At 35.6% G+C, this 18,246-nt stretch carries 18 protein-coding genes; 3 read left to right on the top strand and 15 right to left on the bottom strand.

Annotated elements, in window-relative coordinates:
• Nucleotide 1: 1 nt before the first annotated feature.
• The 3 genes from YWA_RS0108190 to rsfS all read right to left on the bottom strand — a co-directional run bounded on the left by YWA_RS0108190 (nucleotide 2) and on the right by rsfS (nucleotide 3,024).
• Nucleotides 2-604, bottom strand: coding sequence for a lactate utilization protein B/C (locus YWA_RS0108190; RefSeq protein WP_026718677.1), 603 nt, complete (start codon nucleotides 602-604; stop codon nucleotides 2-4).
• Between the two features lie 113 nt (nucleotides 605-717).
• Complete coding sequence (ftsH, locus tag YWA_RS0108185; RefSeq protein WP_022828026.1) at nucleotides 718-2,649, bottom strand: ATP-dependent zinc metalloprotease FtsH; 1,932 nt, start codon at nucleotides 2,647-2,649, stop codon at nucleotides 718-720.
• A 3-nt stretch (nucleotides 2,650-2,652) separates the two neighbouring features.
• Entirely contained in the window at nucleotides 2,653-3,024 is a 372-nt protein-coding gene (gene rsfS / locus YWA_RS0108180; protein ID WP_022828025.1) for a ribosome silencing factor, read from the bottom strand.
• Nucleotides 3,025-3,117: 93 nt separating this feature from the next.
• On the opposite strand from rsfS, the gene YWA_RS0108175 reads away from it, so the two are divergent.
• Nucleotides 3,118-3,849 carry a biotin--[acetyl-CoA-carboxylase] ligase gene (locus YWA_RS0108175; protein WP_022828024.1) on the top strand — a complete coding sequence of 244 codons (732 nt, stop codon included), beginning with the start codon at nucleotides 3,118-3,120 and terminating at the stop codon, nucleotides 3,847-3,849.
• A gap of 37 nt (nucleotides 3,850-3,886) precedes the next feature.
• Here the strand turns inward: YWA_RS0108175 and YWA_RS0108170 are convergent, their stop codons facing one another.
• The gene (locus YWA_RS0108170; RefSeq protein WP_022828023.1) at nucleotides 3,887-4,279 is read right to left on the bottom strand and encodes an orotate phosphoribosyltransferase; all 393 of its coding nucleotides are present in this window, start codon (nucleotides 4,277-4,279) and stop codon (nucleotides 3,887-3,889) included.
• Between the two features lie 8 nt (nucleotides 4,280-4,287).
• A complete protein-coding gene (pyrE, locus tag YWA_RS0108165; protein ID WP_022828022.1) occupies nucleotides 4,288-4,944 on the bottom strand; it encodes an orotate phosphoribosyltransferase in 657 nt (218 codons plus the stop codon).
• A gap of 7 nt (nucleotides 4,945-4,951) precedes the next feature.
• Between pyrE and YWA_RS0108160 the strand changes: the two genes are divergently transcribed.
• Together YWA_RS0108160 and YWA_RS0108155 are read left to right on the top strand one after the other, a co-directional pair.
• Complete coding sequence (locus YWA_RS0108160) at nucleotides 4,952-5,539, top strand: NUDIX hydrolase (RefSeq protein ID WP_022828021.1); 588 nt, start codon at nucleotides 4,952-4,954, stop codon at nucleotides 5,537-5,539.
• Between the two features lie 287 nt (nucleotides 5,540-5,826).
• Nucleotides 5,827-7,170 (top strand): DEAD/DEAH box helicase, encoded by a 1,344-nt coding sequence (locus YWA_RS0108155; RefSeq protein ID WP_022828020.1) that lies wholly within the window; start codon nucleotides 5,827-5,829, stop codon nucleotides 7,168-7,170.
• A gap of 77 nt (nucleotides 7,171-7,247) precedes the next feature.
• On the opposite strand, the gene bilR is transcribed toward YWA_RS0108155, so the two are convergent.
• From bilR to YWA_RS0108100, 10 genes are all read right to left on the bottom strand, one after another.
• Complete coding sequence (gene bilR / locus YWA_RS0108150; protein WP_022828019.1) at nucleotides 7,248-9,167, bottom strand: bilirubin reductase, long form; 1,920 nt, start codon at nucleotides 9,165-9,167, stop codon at nucleotides 7,248-7,250.
• A 153-nt stretch (nucleotides 9,168-9,320) separates the two neighbouring features.
• Entirely contained in the window at nucleotides 9,321-9,869 is a 549-nt protein-coding gene (locus YWA_RS0108145) for a DinB family protein (protein ID WP_022828018.1), read from the bottom strand.
• Between the two features lie 52 nt (nucleotides 9,870-9,921).
• Nucleotides 9,922-10,458 carry a Crp/Fnr family transcriptional regulator gene (locus tag YWA_RS0108140; protein WP_022828017.1) on the bottom strand — a complete coding sequence of 179 codons (537 nt, stop codon included), beginning with the start codon at nucleotides 10,456-10,458 and terminating at the stop codon, nucleotides 9,922-9,924.
• Nucleotides 10,459-10,557: 99 nt separating this feature from the next.
• A complete protein-coding gene (locus YWA_RS0108135; RefSeq protein ID WP_157505318.1) occupies nucleotides 10,558-11,727 on the bottom strand; it encodes a hypothetical protein in 1,170 nt (389 codons plus the stop codon).
• 93 nt (nucleotides 11,728-11,820) lie between these two features.
• Entirely contained in the window at nucleotides 11,821-12,588 is a 768-nt protein-coding gene (locus tag YWA_RS15345; protein ID WP_022828015.1) for an energy transducer TonB, read from the bottom strand.
• 267 nt (nucleotides 12,589-12,855) lie between these two features.
• Nucleotides 12,856-14,637, bottom strand: a complete 1,782-nt coding sequence (locus YWA_RS0108125; RefSeq protein WP_022828014.1) for an ABC transporter ATP-binding protein — start codon at nucleotides 14,635-14,637, stop codon at nucleotides 12,856-12,858.
• A gap of 126 nt (nucleotides 14,638-14,763) precedes the next feature.
• Complete coding sequence (locus YWA_RS0108120) at nucleotides 14,764-15,651, bottom strand: zinc-dependent peptidase (RefSeq protein ID WP_022828013.1); 888 nt, start codon at nucleotides 15,649-15,651, stop codon at nucleotides 14,764-14,766.
• Nucleotides 15,652-16,241: 590 nt separating this feature from the next.
• Complete coding sequence (locus YWA_RS0108110) at nucleotides 16,242-16,754, bottom strand: hypothetical protein (RefSeq protein ID WP_022828012.1); 513 nt, start codon at nucleotides 16,752-16,754, stop codon at nucleotides 16,242-16,244.
• Nucleotides 16,755-16,840: 86 nt separating this feature from the next.
• Nucleotides 16,841-17,161 carry a low molecular weight protein tyrosine phosphatase family protein gene (locus tag YWA_RS0108105; RefSeq protein ID WP_022828011.1) on the bottom strand — a complete coding sequence of 107 codons (321 nt, stop codon included), beginning with the start codon at nucleotides 17,159-17,161 and terminating at the stop codon, nucleotides 16,841-16,843.
• Between the two features lie 175 nt (nucleotides 17,162-17,336).
• Nucleotides 17,337-18,164, bottom strand: coding sequence for a hypothetical protein (locus YWA_RS0108100; RefSeq protein WP_022828010.1), 828 nt, complete (start codon nucleotides 18,162-18,164; stop codon nucleotides 17,337-17,339).
• Nucleotides 18,165-18,246 lie beyond the last annotated feature (82 nt).

Raw genomic sequence — 18,246 nt, 5'->3', positions numbered from 1 at the left:
GCTATAAATCTTCTAGTAGCAGTAAATATAGATTTTTGGCGCTACTTCCGTAACTTAAAAAATCTTCCACTTTTGCTTTTTCAAAATACTTTATGGTAGTAATATTATTTGGATAATTTTTATTATAGTGTTTTGTAATGTGGCTCATTGCATCGCTTTTCGTCGTTTTGATCTGACTGGTTGTGGCTACAATGATAATGTTTCCCGGAAGATCCTGAGGTTTATGTTGTTTGATTTGATTGGATGAAAATAAAATGGAACCTTCATCAGCAATCAAACTTTCGCAACTCGCCAGAAGAAATTTTGGGTTGGACACAGAAGTGTAATTTAATTTGTTCTCATCTAACAAACTGTATAATTTAGGCTCAAAGCACATTACATCGATTTCATACCAGTCATTCTCGGTTAAAATATCTTCAAAAAGGGTTTTGACTTCGGTCAAATTCTCACAGTACAAAAACTTACCTCCGTTTTTCTTAAAATTCAAAGTGAACAATTCGTCGATAGGGGTGTTTTCTGCAGTAAAAGGATTGTAGGCACTATCTTTTTCCTCCTCGGAAGAAGAATCATTGGTAGAACCAAAAAATTTTTTAAAAAGACTCATATTGTTGTCGAATGCTAGAATTAGATTGTAGAAACCGTTCAAAGATAAAAAAATCTTAACTCAAAAAAATTTTGAATTAAGATTTTTTCATTTAAATATCCTTTTTATGCTATTTACAACGAAGTTTCTTCTTGTAGGTTTGCATCAAAGCTTCTTTTCCCAAAGATTGTTTCCAAATCATCTTTAAAAATCACCTCTTTTTCAATTAAGATATCAGCAAGTTGATTTAATTTGTCTTTGTTTTCCTCAAGAATCGCTATTGCTCGAATATATTGACTTTCAATTAAAGCAGATATTTCTTGGTCGATGATTTTTGCGGTCTCATCAGAATAAGGCTTTGTAAACCCATATTCATTTTGTCCTCCAGAATCGTAATAAGTCACGTTTCCTAGTTTTTCATTCAAACCGTAAACAGTGACCATCGCTCTTGCTTGTTTGGTTACTTTTTCCAAATCACTTAAAGCACCAGTAGAAATTCTATTAAAGGTTACTTTTTCTGCTGCTCGACCGCCCATTGTAGCACACATTTCGTCTAACATTTGATCCGTTCTGACGATAAGACGCTCCTCAGGTAAATACCAAGCTGCACCTAAACTTTGTCCACGAGGAACAATTGTTACTTTTACAAGTGGTGCTGCATGTTCTAACATCCAACTAACAGTAGCGTGGCCAGCTTCGTGAATAGCGATTGCTCGTTTTTCATCCGGCGTGATGATTTTATTTTTCTTCTCTAATCCGCCTACAATTCGGTCAACGGCATCAAGGAAATCTTGTTTGTCAACTGCAGTTTTGTCTTTTCGAGCAGCAACTAAAGCTGCTTCGTTACAAACATTAGCAATGTCAGCACCAGAGAAACCTGGCGTTTGCTTTGCTAAAAATTCAGTATCTAAATTTTCTGCTTTTTTCAAAGGCTTTAAATGCACATCGAAAATTTCTCTTCGTTCGCGAATATCTGGTAAGTCAACAAAGATTTGTCGATCAAAACGTCCCGCTCTCATTAATGCTTTATCTAGAACGTCCGCTCTGTTGGTGGCTGCTAAAACAATTACATTAGAATTTGTTCCAAAACCGTCCATTTCGGTCAGTAATTGGTTCAAAGTATTCTCGCGTTCATCGTTACCGCCTGACATGTTGTTTTTTCCACGAGCACGTCCTACAGCGTCAATTTCATCAATAAAGATTATTGCAGGCGATTTTTCTTTTGCTTGTTTAAATAAGTCACGCACTCTTGAAGCACCAACTCCTACAAACATTTCCACGAAATCAGATCCTGAAAGTGAAAAGAAAGGAACTTGAGCTTCACCAGCTACGGCTTTTGCCAATAAAGTTTTACCTGTTCCTGGAGGACCAACAAGTAAGGCACCTTTGGGAATTTTACCTCCAAGGTTTGTGTATTTTTCAGGATTTTTCAAGAACTCAACAATTTCTTGTATCTCTTCTTTAGCTCCTTCTAAACCAGCAACATCTTTAAAAGTAGTTTTTATATCTGTTTTTTCGTCAAATAATTTTGCTTTTGATTTTCCAATATTGAAAAGTTGGCCACCACCAGCACCACCGGCACCGCCTGACATTCTTCTCATCAGAAAAACCCAAATTGCAATAATGATGATAAACGGTAAAAACATAGAAAGAATATCGCCCCAATTGCTTCGGGACATAAATTTATAATCTTTCAACTTGTTTTCTGAAACCGCAGTCTCTAATTTTTTCTGAAAAAGCTCATCGTTTCCTGGGTCAAAAACGTAATGAGGTCCTTTGTTTGGTTGGTCCAAATAACCTTTTGCTACAGCTTTATAATCCGCTTCTTTCAAAGCTTCTGCTGTTAAGAATACTTCTGCTTCGGTTTTATTGTAAACAATTACTTTTTCAACGTCTCCTTTTTCCAACATTACGTTGAATTTACTAGACGAAAGTTCACCCGGCTTTGACAACCCAGATTCACCGCTGAAAAGACTAAAAGCAATAAAAAATACAATTAAAGCACCAGGTATTAGCCAAGGACCAATTTTTATTTTCTTTGGATTTGGATTTTTATCTTTTGCCATTTCTTAGTATTTATTTTCGATCGTAGTAATCTTCGCGTCGCCCCAAAGACTTTCAATATTGTAATATTCACGAATGTGCTTTTGAAATACATGAACTACAATGTTCACATAATCCATCAAAACCCATTCGGCATTTTCAGAACCTTCCACATGCCAAGGCTTGTCTTTCAGTTCTTTAGAAACGGTCTTTTGAATTGAATTTACAATTGCACTAACTTGTGTATTGGAAGTTCCGTCACAAATAACGAAATAATCACAAGCTGAATTATCTATTTCCCTCAAGTCCAAAATATCAATGTTGCTACCTTTTACTTCTTCGATTCCTTTGATGATGTTAGCTAGTAAAACATCATTATTCACTGATTTTTTTGTCATTTATATTTTTTTGTCTGATTGGCAAAGTTATCAAAAAATGTTATTATTTTTGAACCTTAACACAACATTAAATTCTGTTTTTATTTTAATTCAATGAAATTAATCAAACTCAATGCCACAGATTCTACAAATGACTTCCTAAAACAATTAGCCATTGCACAAACCCTTGAAAATTATACGGTGGTCGCTACTGAAGAGCAATTAAAAGGACGTGGCCAAATGGGATCTAGTTGGACTTCCGAAGTAGGTAAAAACTTGACATTCAGTGTTTTTTTAGCGAATGCCTTAACTAATGTAGAAGCAATTTATAATTTGAATATTGCAGTGGCAGTTTCGCTACTTGAAGTGTTAAAAAAAGAACAGATTCCTGAATTAAAAATTAAATGGCCTAACGACATTATGTCAGCCAACAAAAAAATAGGTGGCATTCTTATTGAAAATGCAATTAAACACCACGATCAAATTCAATCCATTATTGGAATTGGGTTGAATGTAAACCAACAAAACTATGAAGATTTGCCTCAAGCCTCATCTTTATGTTTGACAACGGGTCAGTTTTACGATCGGGAGGAGTTGCTGACAAAGATTGTAAAACAATTGAAATTTAATATCGGATTGATTAACACCAATCACGTTAAAGATTTATGGAATAAGTACCATCAATTTTTGTACAAAAAAGAGATTCCTTCCGCTTTTGAAAACAAGGAAGGACAACAGTTTATGGGAATTATAAAACAGGTGAATCTCAACGGTCAGTTGGAAGTACTGATGGAAGATGATTCTTTGCAACACTTCAATATTAAGGAATTGAAAATGCTATACTAAAAGAAAGCCTGATAAATTTTTATCAGGCTTTCAACTATTATAATTTGTGCATATTGTTTGCAAACGATTCGATCAATTTACTAATCGGTCCCTTGATCATCATTGCCATCATGGCATTGAACTCACCGTCAAAATGCAAGTAGACTTCCGTTGAACTTTCAGATAAGGATTTCAAATCTGCCGTTAAAGTGAACGGTAATTTATCAGAAGCAGCACCTAATACAACTTCAGAAAAAGGTGTTTTATCCTTCATTCTTAATTTAATTTCAGGTAATCCTTTCAGTCCGAAATTAAACGTTCGTTCGTCTAAAACTTCAAACTTCACCACATTGTCCGGCATTAATTTTTCAAAATTGCCCACTTCGTTCAGTGCGTTAAATAGATATTCAGCTGATTGTTCAACCGTAACTTTATGGCTTTCTAATTTCATAGCTTATATTATATAGATTGTTGTTCCACTCCCCAAGTTGATGGACTAACACACCATTCTTGCAGCGTTTTTTCTTCTTCTTCTGTAATGTATTTTTTGGCTACGGCCAAAGTCAATAAGTTTTCATAGTTGCTCAATGTAAATAAATCAACATTTGCTTTTTGAAAGTTTTCAGTGGCAACGTCAAATCCGTAGCTGAAAATCGCAGCCATTCCTTTCACATTTGCACCTGCAGCACGTAAAGCTTCGACGGCCATCAAACTACTGTTTCCTGTACTAATCAAGTCTTCAATCACTACTACATTTTGTCCTTTTTGCAAAAAACCTTCAATTTGATTTAGTCTTCCGTGCTTTTTAGCTTCCGGTCTGACGTATACGAACGGCAAGGCTAATGCTTCTGCAACAAGCAAACCGATACCAATAGCACCTGTTGCAACACCTGCAATTACATCTGGTTTACCAAATTGCTTCTCAATATGTTTAGCAAATTCGGCTTTTAGATAATTTCTGATGGGTGGAAATGAGAGTGTTATCCTATTGTCACAATAAATAGGAGATTTCCATCCGGAAGCCCATGTAAAAGGATTTCCTGGATTTAATTTAATTGCGTTTATTTGTAAAAGCAATTCGGCAGTTTTGCTCGCTGTATCTTTATTAAAAATCATACTACAAATGTATAAAGTTTTTGTGAACGACAAACCACTTTTTTTAACCAATGAAATCGTTAAAGAAACAGATTTTCAGCTTTTTCTACTTGAAAGTGCTGATATTAAGCAGGTTATTGTAAAAATGTTTCAAAATAAAATTCATAAAGCATATCTCTATCACCCTGATGAGAAGGAGATTATGAAAACGTTAAAAACGAAGATCCCTGTTCAAAAGGCGGGAGGCGGACTTGTTTATAACGCTAAAAATGAAGTTTTGTTTATTTTTCGAAATGGAAAATGGGATTTACCCAAAGGCGGAACTGAAAAAGGAGAAGCAATTGAAGATACTGCAATGCGAGAAGTAGAGGAGGAAACCGGTGTTGGAAAGTTGGTTGTCACTAATAAATTGCAGAAAACGTATCACATTTTTAAACGAAACGGACGCTTCAAATTGAAAATCACGCACTGGTTTGAAATGCGAACCAATTTTGACGGAATTCCTGAAGGACAAGCAGAAGAAGGCATTGAAAAAGTAGCTTGGTTAAATCCAGATGAAATTACGGAAGCGCTTAAAAATTCGTATGAAAATATTAAATTGCTGTTTGAGCAATAGAAAGATTTAGAAAGTTCAGTTTCTTCATAAGTATTATTTCTCGCAGATTTTCAACGAATTTTTAAATCTCGCCAAGTCGCTAAGAGAGTAATCCATAATTTGCGTCTTTGCGAGATAATTTATAAACGTACCATCCGTTGAAAGAGAAAACTCTAATAAATTCCTAAACTTGATGAGATTCTTGCTTATTCAGAATGACAAAATAATGTAAATGGTTTTATGTAATTTAAAGAGTGTTAAATTCATAAATCATAATTCATAAATCATAATTCCCTTACCTTTGCACCATGAATAAAAATATACCATCTACTAATTTGCTTTTAAATTTAGGTTTCGCCGAATTTAATGAAATGCAAGTAGCCGCTCAAGAAGCAATCCTTGAGGAAAATAATGTCTTGCTATTATCGCCCACGGGATCTGGAAAAACAGTCGCATTCTTAGTTCCTATTTTCGAAATGCTTTTACCTGAAATCCAATCTGTGCAATGTTTGATTATTGTTCCATCAAGAGAATTGGGACTTCAAATTGAGCAAGTTTGGAAAAAAATGGGAACCAATTACAAAGTAAATATTTGTTACGGAGGCCACTCCATTGATACAGAGATAAAAAATTTAAGTTCGCCTCCAGCGGTTTTGATTGGAACGCCAGGCCGACTTGCAGACCATATTGAAAGAGGAACTTTTAGATTAGACAAAGTGCAAACGTTGATTTTGGATGAATTTGACAAGTCACTACAGTTGGGTTTTCACGATGAAATGTCTTTTATCATTGGAAAATTAACCAACCTAAACAAGCGAATTTTAGTTTCGGCAACTGCTGATATTGAAATTCCACGTTATACAAGAGTGGTAAATCCTTATGTTCTGGATTTCATAAAACCGGAAGACGAGGATTCTAATTTGACCGTGAAATTAGTTGTGTCGACTGAAAAAGATAAAATGAATACGTTGTTCCAACTGATTTGTGGCTTGAAATCAGAAGCCGCTTTGGTTTTTTGCAACCACAGAGATGCTGCCGAACGCATTTCTGATACTTTGAACGAAAGAGGAATTTACGCTACGTATTACCACGGTGGAATGGATCAAGAAGAACGTGAACGTGCTTTAATCCAATTCAGAAACGGAAGTATTAACTATTTAATTACAACGGATTTAGCCGCTCGTGGATTAGATATTCCGGAAATGAAACACGTCATTCACTACCATTTGCCTTTAAAAGAAGACGAGTTTACCCACAGAAACGGACGAACAGCTCGTATGTTAACTTCGGGAACAGCTTACGTTCTTTTTCACGAAGGGGATAAAAAAATGGATTTCATTAATTATGAAATGCCAAAGTTGGACGTGAAGCAGAACAAAAGTGTGCCACAGCCACCAAAGTTTCAAACCGTTTATATTTCAGGTGGAAAGAAAACGAAGTTGAATAAATTTGATATCGTTGGTTTTTTCTCCCAAAAAGGAAAACTAGAGAAAGAGGATTTGGGATTAATTGAAGTCAAAGATTTTGTGTCGTTTGCTGCGGTGAAATTTTCAAAGGTAAAAGACCTTTTAAATAACATCAAGGACGAAAAGATGAAAGGCAAAAAGTTTAAAATTGAAATCGCGAGAAATGTGATTAAGAAGGAAGAATAAAAAGATAAGTTACATAATTAAAAAACGCACGTTACGAAATTGATAAAACTTCGAACGTGCGTTTTTTAATGCATAATTTAAAGCGCATTGGCAGCGTCGTAACCCGTCTTTATGGCATGCGAAATATCAGCTACTTCTTTACAATCTCCAATTTTTATTACTTCTATATTATTTTGAATAAATGATTCGGTATCAAAAGCAAGTGAGCGAGAACCAAGTGCAGTGATAACAAAATCGCATAGAATTTCAATTTGTTTTCCTTCAGCATCTTCGCAGATTAATACTTCTTTTTCGATTCGCAAAACCTTGTGTCCCGTGTATTGCTCGACGCCGTAGGTTCTGTAATTTTCGAGTAATGTAGGCAATACGGTTGTACTAATTCCATTTGCAAGTGTCGCTTCTTTTTCTATAAGTGCTATTTTGCATCCTTGTTCGGCAAGGTATTCTGCGGTTTCACATCCTACTAATCCACCGCCAATTACTGCTACACGGCCTTTTACTTTTCGTTCGCCCGATAACACGTCCCAAGCGTCACACACGTTTATTCCGTCTATACCTGGAATCGAAGGAGCGAAACTCTTAGCACCGACCGCTATAATTACTGCATTTGGTTTCAAAGATAAAATTCGATCAATGGTTGCCGGTTCTCCCAAATGAATGGCAACATCTTCCTTTCTGACGGCATGGACGAGATCTTGTACGGCACGATGCATTTCCCGTTTTCGAGGAGGAACATCAGCAATATTTAGTTGGCCACCCAACTTTTTCTCTTTCTCGAACATAATCACTTTATGTCCTTTTTTGGCAGCCACTCTTGCAGCTTCAAGTCCTGCAGGTCCACCACCGATAACGATTATATTCTTCTTAATTGCAGCAGGAGTAATACTTCGCTCTTCTTCAAATCCGTTTTCAGCATTCAGTACGCAAGCTACAAAAGCGCGATTTTGAATATTGTCCGTACAGCCACGATTACAGGAAATACACCTTCTAATATCACAAGCGTTACCTGCCGCTGTTTTATTAATCCAATCGGGATCTGCTAATAAAGCACGACCTAAACCAATTATATCTGCTCTATTGCTTTGCACTACTTCTTCTGCCATTTCAGGATCAATAATTCGGCCTACGGCACTCACAGGAATTGAAACTGCTTTTTTAACTGTATTTGCGATATCAACAAAGAAACAATAAGGTTGTACACCCATTGGTGGAATTGTGTCGGCCAAATTACCCGTATGATTGGCTTGGGCAACATGCAACATATCGATTCCGGCATCTTCGAGCCATTTTGCAAACTGAGGTGCGTCAATTTCGTCAATTCCACCTTTTCCTCGTTCTGGTGTCACAACCGGAAATTTATATTCGAGTAGCATGTTTGGAACTGCTTTTTTTAATGCGTGAACTAAGAGAAGAGCAAATCGGGTTCGATTTTCGAGCGATCCCCCAAATTGGTCGGTTCGGGAATTCATTTTAGTACTGCAAAGTGCACCCACAAGTCGGTCTCCGTGAATTTGAATGACGTCAACACCTGCTTTTTCGGCCCGTATGGCGCATTCGCACATATTTTCGATTATTTTGAGTAACGCGTCTTCTGTGACTTCATTTATAAAAAACTGCATATCGTGGTGCAATTGTGTTCGCACTTGACCCATTTGACCATTATCAAATAACTTGTTTAAAGCTTCGCAATCATATTCGGGATGAAAAATTTGTATGCCGAGTTTTGCGCCATGAAGGTGCACGCTTTCGGCAAGAAGTCGAAAACTTTCAATTTGACTGTCGTCAAAAAGTTTTGGTGTAGGTGCAAAACTTCGAATAGGAGCGACATCACCAAGAACAATATACCCAACGCCTCCTTTTGCTAAACGGGTATAAAATGCACGACTTTGAGCAGTGATATTTCCGTCTTTGTCTTCGTATCCCGTGGTTAGCGGTGGAAACATAATCCGGTTTTTAAATCTAACCCCTCCAACAACAATCGGTTCTAGTATTTTCATATCTAATTTCTAAAATGACCTGTAAATATAGACAAGAGGAAGTGGTTTAACAATGATATAAATCATGTGCTTGTTGCGGAAGGATGGTAGCCAGTTTAAAAGCCTATAAATCCATTTAATGAAACGACTGTTATTTCTTATAGTAAGTAGTAATTATTTTAAAACAAGTATCTTGTTCGCTTGAAGAATATGTCTGTCGTTGTGATAAACGACCACTCTAAAAGTATCTCCGAGTTTCAGCTTGATGAGTTTTGAAATACTAATCGCAGTTTTAATTTTGCTTAAATCAACTGTTTTTGCTTTTTCCAGCAGTTGTAAAAGTACTTCTTGCTGCTTTATAAATCGGGAGATTGTAGTTTGGTCTAATTCACTGCCTATTGGGTTTTTATCCTTAAATGTCTTCATCTTTTTTAGCGGTTTCTTTGGTACCATAGCCATTGCAAAGTAATTACCTAAAAACCCTGATTTAAAATTTTCTCTTGGAATCGTTGTTGAAATCTCCATCCGCTTTTTAATTTCGGGTAAGTAAAAATCACCGTATAAGTTAAGGTGTTCTAGACACTCTAGCACGCTCCAACTATTTGGATCCACTTTCGAATTCAGCGTTTCAATTGAAAGCTTGCTGTACTTTTCGGCTTCTTTGATATTGGTTTGCGTACGGGAAATCAAGTCTTCTAGCAGTATTTCAGTATTTAGAGTCATGGTGTTTTTTGTCAAAATTACGTGGTGTTGTGTTCATAGACATTGATTTGAATTAAGATTTTTTGACTCTTGACAAGGTTTCAGGAGTCATTCTTAAATAGGAAGCAATGTATTTGTGTGGGACTTCCTGAAATAATTGTGGACTTCTTGTTAAAACTCTTTTGTAACGTTCCAAGGGAGACGAAGTTAAAATATCGCGTTCCCGTTCCATTTGTTGGAATATTAAGTCACCCAACATAAGAAGCCAAATCTTAATATTCTCGGCAGAGCTTTCTACGAAACTCATGAAGTTGCTTTTAGTGATGACTTTTAATTCGGTTTTTTTAAGAGCTTGAATGTATAAATCAGATGGTTTTTCGCTTATGAAAGAGTCTAATGATGCGATGAAGTTATTTTTGTACCCAAATCGAATACTATGTTCGTCGCTTTCTTCTACAATGTATATTCGCAATGCACCGCTAACCACAAAATAGAGATTGGTATCAGTGGTATCTTTCACCTTCAAATATTCATTTCTTTTTAGCGAAAGTTCGGTGTCCCATAAATGCTGGTCGTTAAGTTGCTGAATGAAGTGGGGAATTGGATTCATTACTTCTTTTTAGGTATTGAATTAAAAGAAAAGATATAGCAAATTTTGTGATCTTATCATGATTTAGCTTTGTTCATTGGATCGATCTTCCGTAAAAATTTATAGAATAGTAATTCCTACTACATTGTAATATTTTTGAGGTAAAAATACAGCACCTGTGGTTGGATCAAAACTAAAATAATGCCATTTCCCATTCGTGTCTTCAATCCCTATTCGGTGTTTTTTTGTATCGAGGGTTGTACTTCTATCTCCTTCAAAACTAAAAATAGATTGACTTTCGTCTTTCGTTTTTTGAAGTTCAAATACGGTAGTACCATTTTCTAATTTTTTAAATTGAAAAAACGGATACAACACTATAACATCTTTTGTTTTACCACTTCCGCTTGAAGGAGCCATCATTGGTGGTGGTGGATAATTGTTTTTTGAGAAGCGAGACAAATTTACATTCAGTGTTTTTTTGGCGAAAGCCATCAACGCGGATTCGTCCGCTTTTGACAATGTAAAAGTCTTGATTAGCTTCAATTTGCCGTCGTATAAATGATGCGTATTTTTCTCGCTAAAAATGATGTAATCAAAATCAGCATCCGTATCAGTATTCAAATCAATTACTTGCAGGTGAACAATCCGGTTTCCATCCGCGTCGCTATCCTCTTCCACGGCTTTGTAAAGTGGTAGGTAGGAACTTGCCGCAACTCGCTTTATGGTCTTGAAACTTTCATCATTGTTTATAATTCCAAAGTAAGAAACTTCCGTTGGCGGAGGTACCATTCGAGGCGGTGGAGGTGGTGGCGGCACTCCTGAAGTTGTTTTTTTTACCGGTGGTGCTGGTTTTTCTTTAGCATATTTTGTTTCTGAATATCGTTCTAAAATGTATCGACCACAGTTCGAAAATTTACTGTATTTTCTTGTGATCGGAATTTGTAAGTTGCTTTCTTGACTTACTAAATAATTTTTAGTTTTCGTCCTGATTTTAGCGTAGGGAATGCCTTTGATCTTGATGGCGTTGTCGTAGATGCTTTCATATTCTTTTTGCTCACCAGTAAGTGTGTTAAAAATGACATCTGCTGTGTCAACGCTGTAGTTTTTTAAATAAATTTCATTCTTTTTAGGAATCAAATCTGCATATTTAAAAGTGGGTTTGAGTACTTCAATTCCGGCAGCATCTGTGATCCCTATTTTCTTATTAATCGAGAAGGTATAATAGTTTTTCTGGGCTGTTGCAAAATGGGTCACTGCTAAAAAAGATAAGTATATAAGAGCGTTTTTCATATCTGTCATTTTTTTATTTATGCGAAGTTTCTCATCACTGATTTATTGAAAAACAGGTAGATTTCTTTGAAGTTATATTGTTTCTATAGTTGATTACTCTGCAGTAACAAATGCAACAGGCAAGGTGTAGATCCAGCGAACAGGACTGCCTTTTAATTGAGCAGGTGTCCATTTTGACGAAAGGTTTAAAATACGAATTACTTCTTCATCACATCCAAAGCCCAAGCTTTTAAGAATCTTTATTGTGGAAATTGTACCGTCTTTTTCAACAATAAAAGTGGCAACGACTTTCCCATTCACGTTGTTTTCTATGGCTAAAGTGGGATAGTTAATATTATCGCTAAGAAACTGTCGTAATTTGTCAATGCCTCCGGGATATGCGGCAACTTCATCCACCTGTTCTATAGCTTCATAAACGGCTACCACAGGAACCATGGAATCTTGATTGCTGTATTCGTTATAGAAATCAACGCGAATTTGTTCTGGAGGAGGAATTTTATTTACAGCAGATTTAAACCCAAGTAAACCTTTCTTGTTTTGGGTGTAAGCATTTTCCATTACTTCTTTTCCATTTTCAGAAAAATAAAAAACAATCTTATTGTTACCCACATTATAGTAGCTTTCGGCAACTATTTGGGTAGTGGTTTTATCAACGACTTCCTTAATTTCTTTCGCAATTCGTTTTGCTTTACCCACGCGGTATAAGTTATAATATAAAGTGTCGTAGGTCGCATTTTCTTCACTCTGAGTGATGTAAATAGCGTACTCTTTATTTTCTAACTTAAACTTATAACTGGGTTCGCCATCTTGCGCAACAACAGGAATTGAGAAAAGAAATAGTAGGATAAATATTGTTTTCATAGTTTATGGCTTTTTTTGTGATGCAACACTTCAATGGTTTTCTAGGTAAAGAAGAGTAAAAGATATTTTGTTTACTGCTTCTCTAAAAAGGGATTTTTCCAAAAGCAAGATACTGTTATTGGTGCCAATGCAGTTATAAGATATTCCTCTCATTATTATGAAATTTTTCATTTTTAATACGATTAATTTCCGTGAATAAATACAATTGATTTAAACTTATCTTTTTATTGCGCTACAAGGAAAGGTTTGATTAAAAAAGTGTTTTAATCATTCTTCAATCGTCTGTGTGATTTTATCAATATTCAAACTGTTGGCCATTGCCGTAAAAATTTCAAAATAAGTGCCTTTTAATGCATAAATACTTTCATGCGTTCCGGTTTCAAGTGCTCTTCCATGATCAAGCACCACAATGTGTGTTGCATCGATAATTTGTGAAATACTGTGTGAAATAATGATGACAGTTCGGTCTTTTTTAATGGCGTCTAACGATTTTTTAATTTGTTCGGTGGCAATTGCGTCCAGACTTGCCGTAGGTTCATCCAAGAAGATAATTGGTGGATTTTTTAAAAATAAACGGGCAATAGCAATCCGTTGTTGTTGGCCTCCTGACAGTAAATGCGCTTGTGAATTGTAACCTTCATGTAGTGCAATAATTTGCTCATGAATATAAGCTTTCTTTGCCGATTCTATTACTTCTGATTCAGAGGCATTGGGATTTCCGTATAAAATATTTTCTGAGATCGTTCCTTTAAAAATATGATTTTTCTGTAAAACGAGTCCAATATTTTTTCGCAAGAAATCAGTATTGTATTCTTTTAAGTCGACACCGTCCAAAAGAATTGAACCGCTTGACGGTTCGTAAAATTTATCTAGAAGATTGATCACGGTACTTTTTCCTGCACCACTCAAACCCACAAGTGCGGTATTTTGATTTGGTTTTATAGTAAAACTTACATTGTGTAACGCCTGAGTCCCGTTAGGATAAATAAAATCAACGTTCCGAACTTCTAATAGTCCAATGATTTTTTCAGGTTGATACGTTCCGGACTTCTCAATTTGATGATCGGATTCTAGAATGTCAAAAAAACCTTCGGAATATATTAAGGCATCATTCACCTCGTCGTAAATACGATGCAGCTGGCGAATAGGTGCCGAAACATTATTAAAAAGCATGATGTGGAACATGATCGCGCCAATGGTCATAGAGCCATTTAATACAAAATAAGCGGTTAAAATAATGATAATCACTATTCCAATTTGTTCTACAAAACCTTTGACACTTTCGAAAATAAAACTTGTTTTTCTAGTGACTAACTGGTTTTCGGTCATTTCAAATTGAATGTCTTGGTGCCGTTTTGCTTCCAATGATTCTCTTACGAAGGATTTAATGACCGTAATTGAATCAATTAAACTGATGATTCCGTTGTTTTTTGTTTCGCGGTACATTCGCATGCGTCGTCTAAATCCACCAAGTTTACTGGCTTGCCTTACACTGATGTAAAAATAGATTGGAATGATGCATAAACTGACTAAACCAACGTAGAAATTAGCATAAAACATCAAAGCAAGTGCCACAATTGCATTGGCAAACAGGGGCAAAATATCAATAAAAAAATTCTGAACAAGTCGCGTCAAGCTGCTGATTCCTAAGTCAATTCTGGTTTGTAATTTTCCACTGTCATTTTCGGTAGCGCTGTAAAACTCTAATCTGTACGTCAGAATTTTTTCAGTGATGGCCTGCGAAATATCACGAGAAATAAAAATGCGGAGTTTTTCGCCGTAAAACTTTTGTCCAAATTGAACCACAGCATACACCAATTCCTTTACTAAGAGTACGATACTAATGAATCCAAGTAAGTGAAAACCTTTAGAAAGCGGTTCGCCAGCAACCATCAGGTCACTAATTGAATCTACCGTATATTTCAGAATTAACGCATTTACTTGTGCCGCGAAGGAGCCTACAAAAGCAAGGGCTAATGTGGCAACTACCATTTTGTGGTACGGTTTTACGAACGGTTTTATTTTTTTAAATAACGCGGAAATTGTCATTACAGCAGTGTAGTTGAAATTGTACTTTTAAAATTAATTATTTTTTTTAGAATTTGAACTATAGATTTAAAGAGATAAAAATTTTATTTTACAAGGAATAAGGAGATTGCATCAAATTAAAAAACACTAATTAGCGGTGACACTACCGCAGCAATTTTTATATTTTTCACCACTTCCACAGGGACAAGGCGTGTTGCGAGAAACCTCTTCGGCATCAATTGACAGGTCGCGTTTGGACACATCTTGCTGGTATATTTTAGCAAGTAAGCGGTAGAGTTCGGGATGTTTTTTCTTTAATAATTTTGGGCGTTCAAAGAAATATTCGCTCGTTACGGAGAAAAACTCAGCTCTGTTTGTTCCGCCGTAGGGATTGATGTCTGAATCGCCTTCAAATACTTCGTCCAACTTTTTATCCATGTAATTAATCCAGGGAAGTAAGTGTTTTTCGTGTAATAATGAAGTAGGAATGCCATCAATCACACCGTCTCGTTTGTCAATTAAGTGAGCAAATTCGTGTATTGCGGTGTTTTTTTTATCAGAAGTATTGTCAAATCCGTGTGCCAAAGCTTCTTGCGATAAAATCATTTTGCCGTCCATGTATCCGGTTCCCACCATTCCTAAAACATTCCGATTAGGGCCTTCTGTTTCAAATTCTGTGTTGAAAATACCGGGGTAAATTAAAACCTCCTTCAAGTTGACGTATTGCCAGTCTTCAAATCCGAAGATGGGAATGACGGCACTGGTTGCCACTAGGATTTTGTCAACAATGGTGATTTCAGTACCAACGCCAATAATGGTACAGTTTAATAGGAATTCTTGAATTTTAAACTCGAACTTTTCTTTTTCAGAAGTTGATAAAGCGCGGTAAAAAGGAATTTCTTGGTGTAAGATCGTACGCCATTTGGCCGGAAAATTCACTTTTGGTTTCACCCATGTCTTTTTCTTTTTAAGTTTCCAATTGTAGCTGAACAGCCCGATGGCAAGAACGATGATGAAAATAAGGATAAGGTACATAGCAGCGGTAAATTTTTGAAAACAAATTTAATAAAGTGTGGGGTGAAATGGTGGATAAGTTTGAAATGTTTTTTAGTAGTTGAGTCCTAACATGCTTTATAAAAGAGGAAGAGTAGGGATTGCAAATCGTTGTGATTTGTAGGATACTGATTACCGATTTGCGGTGTCGGCTGCCTTTTCTTGTACGGGAGTTTTCTAACCAAGTACGCTGGGTTTCTAAGTCAGTATGGGAGTTTTCTAACCAAGTACGCTGGGTTTCTAAGTCAGTACGGGAGTTTTCTAACCAAGTACGCTGGGTTTCTAAGTCAGTATGGGAGTTTTCTAATCAAGTACGCTAGGTTTCTAAGTCAGTACGGCAGTTTTCTAACCAAGTACGCTAGGTTTCTAAGTCAGTACGGCAGTTTTCTAACCAAGTAGGCTGGGTTTCTAAATCAGTACAGGAGGTTTCTCTATTTAATAGCTAGAGGCATTTTATTGACACAAAAATGTCGGTTAATTTGGTAACTCTATATGTAGTGAATTTGAGTAATTTAAACGCAAGTTTCATATAGAGTAGGCTTGATAGTGCGAAGCGGTTTTGGAAGTTTTTGTTAGAGGATAATATCAATCACCTTCTGATGAAAGTGAATGATTGCATCTAAAGAGTGCTCCTTATTTTCGAAACCTAAATAAAATGTTGTGCTGAACAGATACATTTGATCATTAGTTTGGCCAGTTATAGTGGGTTCAAAAGTAGTTTCATCGGCCATTTTTGTTAAGCCGCTGGTTCGAAGCGCTTCTTCTATTTTGTTTGTAAACACATTTTTTTTTGAAGTTACTTTCCACGGATTTTTTTTTGAAGAAAATAACCTGCTGAAGTTATCGCGTGTTTTTATTTTGAAATCAACGTTTAAAGTCGGATTTTGTATTTCAAATACTACTTCTGCTAAATTATGATTTCCCATTTCATATTTTATATTGATTAAAATGCCTTTGTAGGTTGTTGAAAATGTATAGATACTTATGGGATTTATGCTTCCTCGATTTCCTGCAACATTGAAGTGACTGACGTTATACGATCCCTCGTATTTTTGTGCTGCAGCTCTAAAATGAGATTCAATCATTTGATTAAAATTTAGTAAAAGATGTTGATCTAAATTATTTTAAATTTCGAAATAGATCGCAAAAATAGGTGGTATCGCGTTTAAATTCATAGATATTCCGATAGCGATAATTGAAGCTCTTCAACCAGTTCCTTATCCATGAATTTATAAACATCAGGAATTTCCAAGATAATAATCTGCTTGCTTTTAATTTCTTCGGGAAACTTCAAAGCTAATTTTTCTTTGTGATGCTTTTCCATCACAAAAATCAGATCAGCCCAAACAATCAGTTTTGCGTTTACTTTTATTCGTGCTGCATTTTCTGTTCCGGCAGATTTAACGTTGAAGGATGAATTATTTTTATAAATGGTTTCAGCGGTTAAACTCCGCCATTTATTTCGACTGCAGATGAAGAGTATGTTTTTCAAATTTAAAACTGTTTCAGATTGTAAAATTTATAGTGATGAGCTAAAATACCAAATAAGCTACTACCTTTTGATTTTATTATTAGTTTAGACGGTGAAAGTAGTAAAAAAGAGAAGGCAGTCGTGAGGCAGTTATTTGTGACAATGATCTGGTTGCAAACCTCCGAGATGGCATGTTTCAGTTATTAGATGAATCTTTTTCGTATTTGTATAATAATTTGACTATATATTTATCTTCAATACTCATTTCTTCTATGAAAGGCAATAAATCAGGACGTAATATAGTCATCTCCCTGAATTTTTTACGTCGGTTAGTAAAAGCACCTAAATAAAACCATTGATTAATTTCTGTGTTGTACATAAAATCGGAACTGTTAATTTTATAGTTGGTACCGTAACTATACATCCTGTACCATTTAATTTTTCCATCATATAAAACTTCTCGAAATCCTTCTCCAACGCCCACAAAGACTCTATTATTGTACTTATAATCAACAAATTTTATACTATCAATATCTTCGGTTTTATACCGGACTTTTTCATTATTATCAATAACGACAACTCTTCGATCAATGCTCAACTCATCCAATCTTTCGGAATCTAAAATGCTTGTTCTTGTTTTTATATAGGTTCGTAAAATAGTACCATTTTTAAATACAATTTTTGCATAAACTTGTTTGACGTCTCTTAGTGGAGGATTTATCTTGCGTAGCATTTGGTCTTCGGTCAGCACTCTTTCCACTGGAAGCTTTTCTCCAGTCTTGAGATAAATGGTAGTTCCTTTATCATCTACAATACTTTTAATGCTATTCATAAAGTAGGTAAAATCGGATTTTGTGTTGTTATCGTTAAATACCACTTGGTCATTTACAAACCGAAGATTTGTAAATTTCATTCTTTGGTTTGTACTAATGGTAATTGTGCCTTCGGAGATAGTTTTTTTATCTTGAGCAGAAAGATGTAGGCAACCACATAGGAGTAATACGAGAACATATAGCTTTTTCATTTTATAATTTAAAATAGTTTGATAACAAGGTCTCGAATAACGAATGATCAGCGTGTGCTTTTTGTTTGTAAATATATACAAA

This window comes from Flavobacterium antarcticum DSM 19726 (assembly GCF_000419685.1).
GTDB classification, from domain to species: Bacteria; Bacteroidota; Bacteroidia; order Flavobacteriales; family Flavobacteriaceae; genus Flavobacterium; species Flavobacterium antarcticum.
The sequence above is the reverse complement of the archived record's forward strand: the minus strand, read 5'-3'. Positions and strand labels throughout refer to the sequence as shown.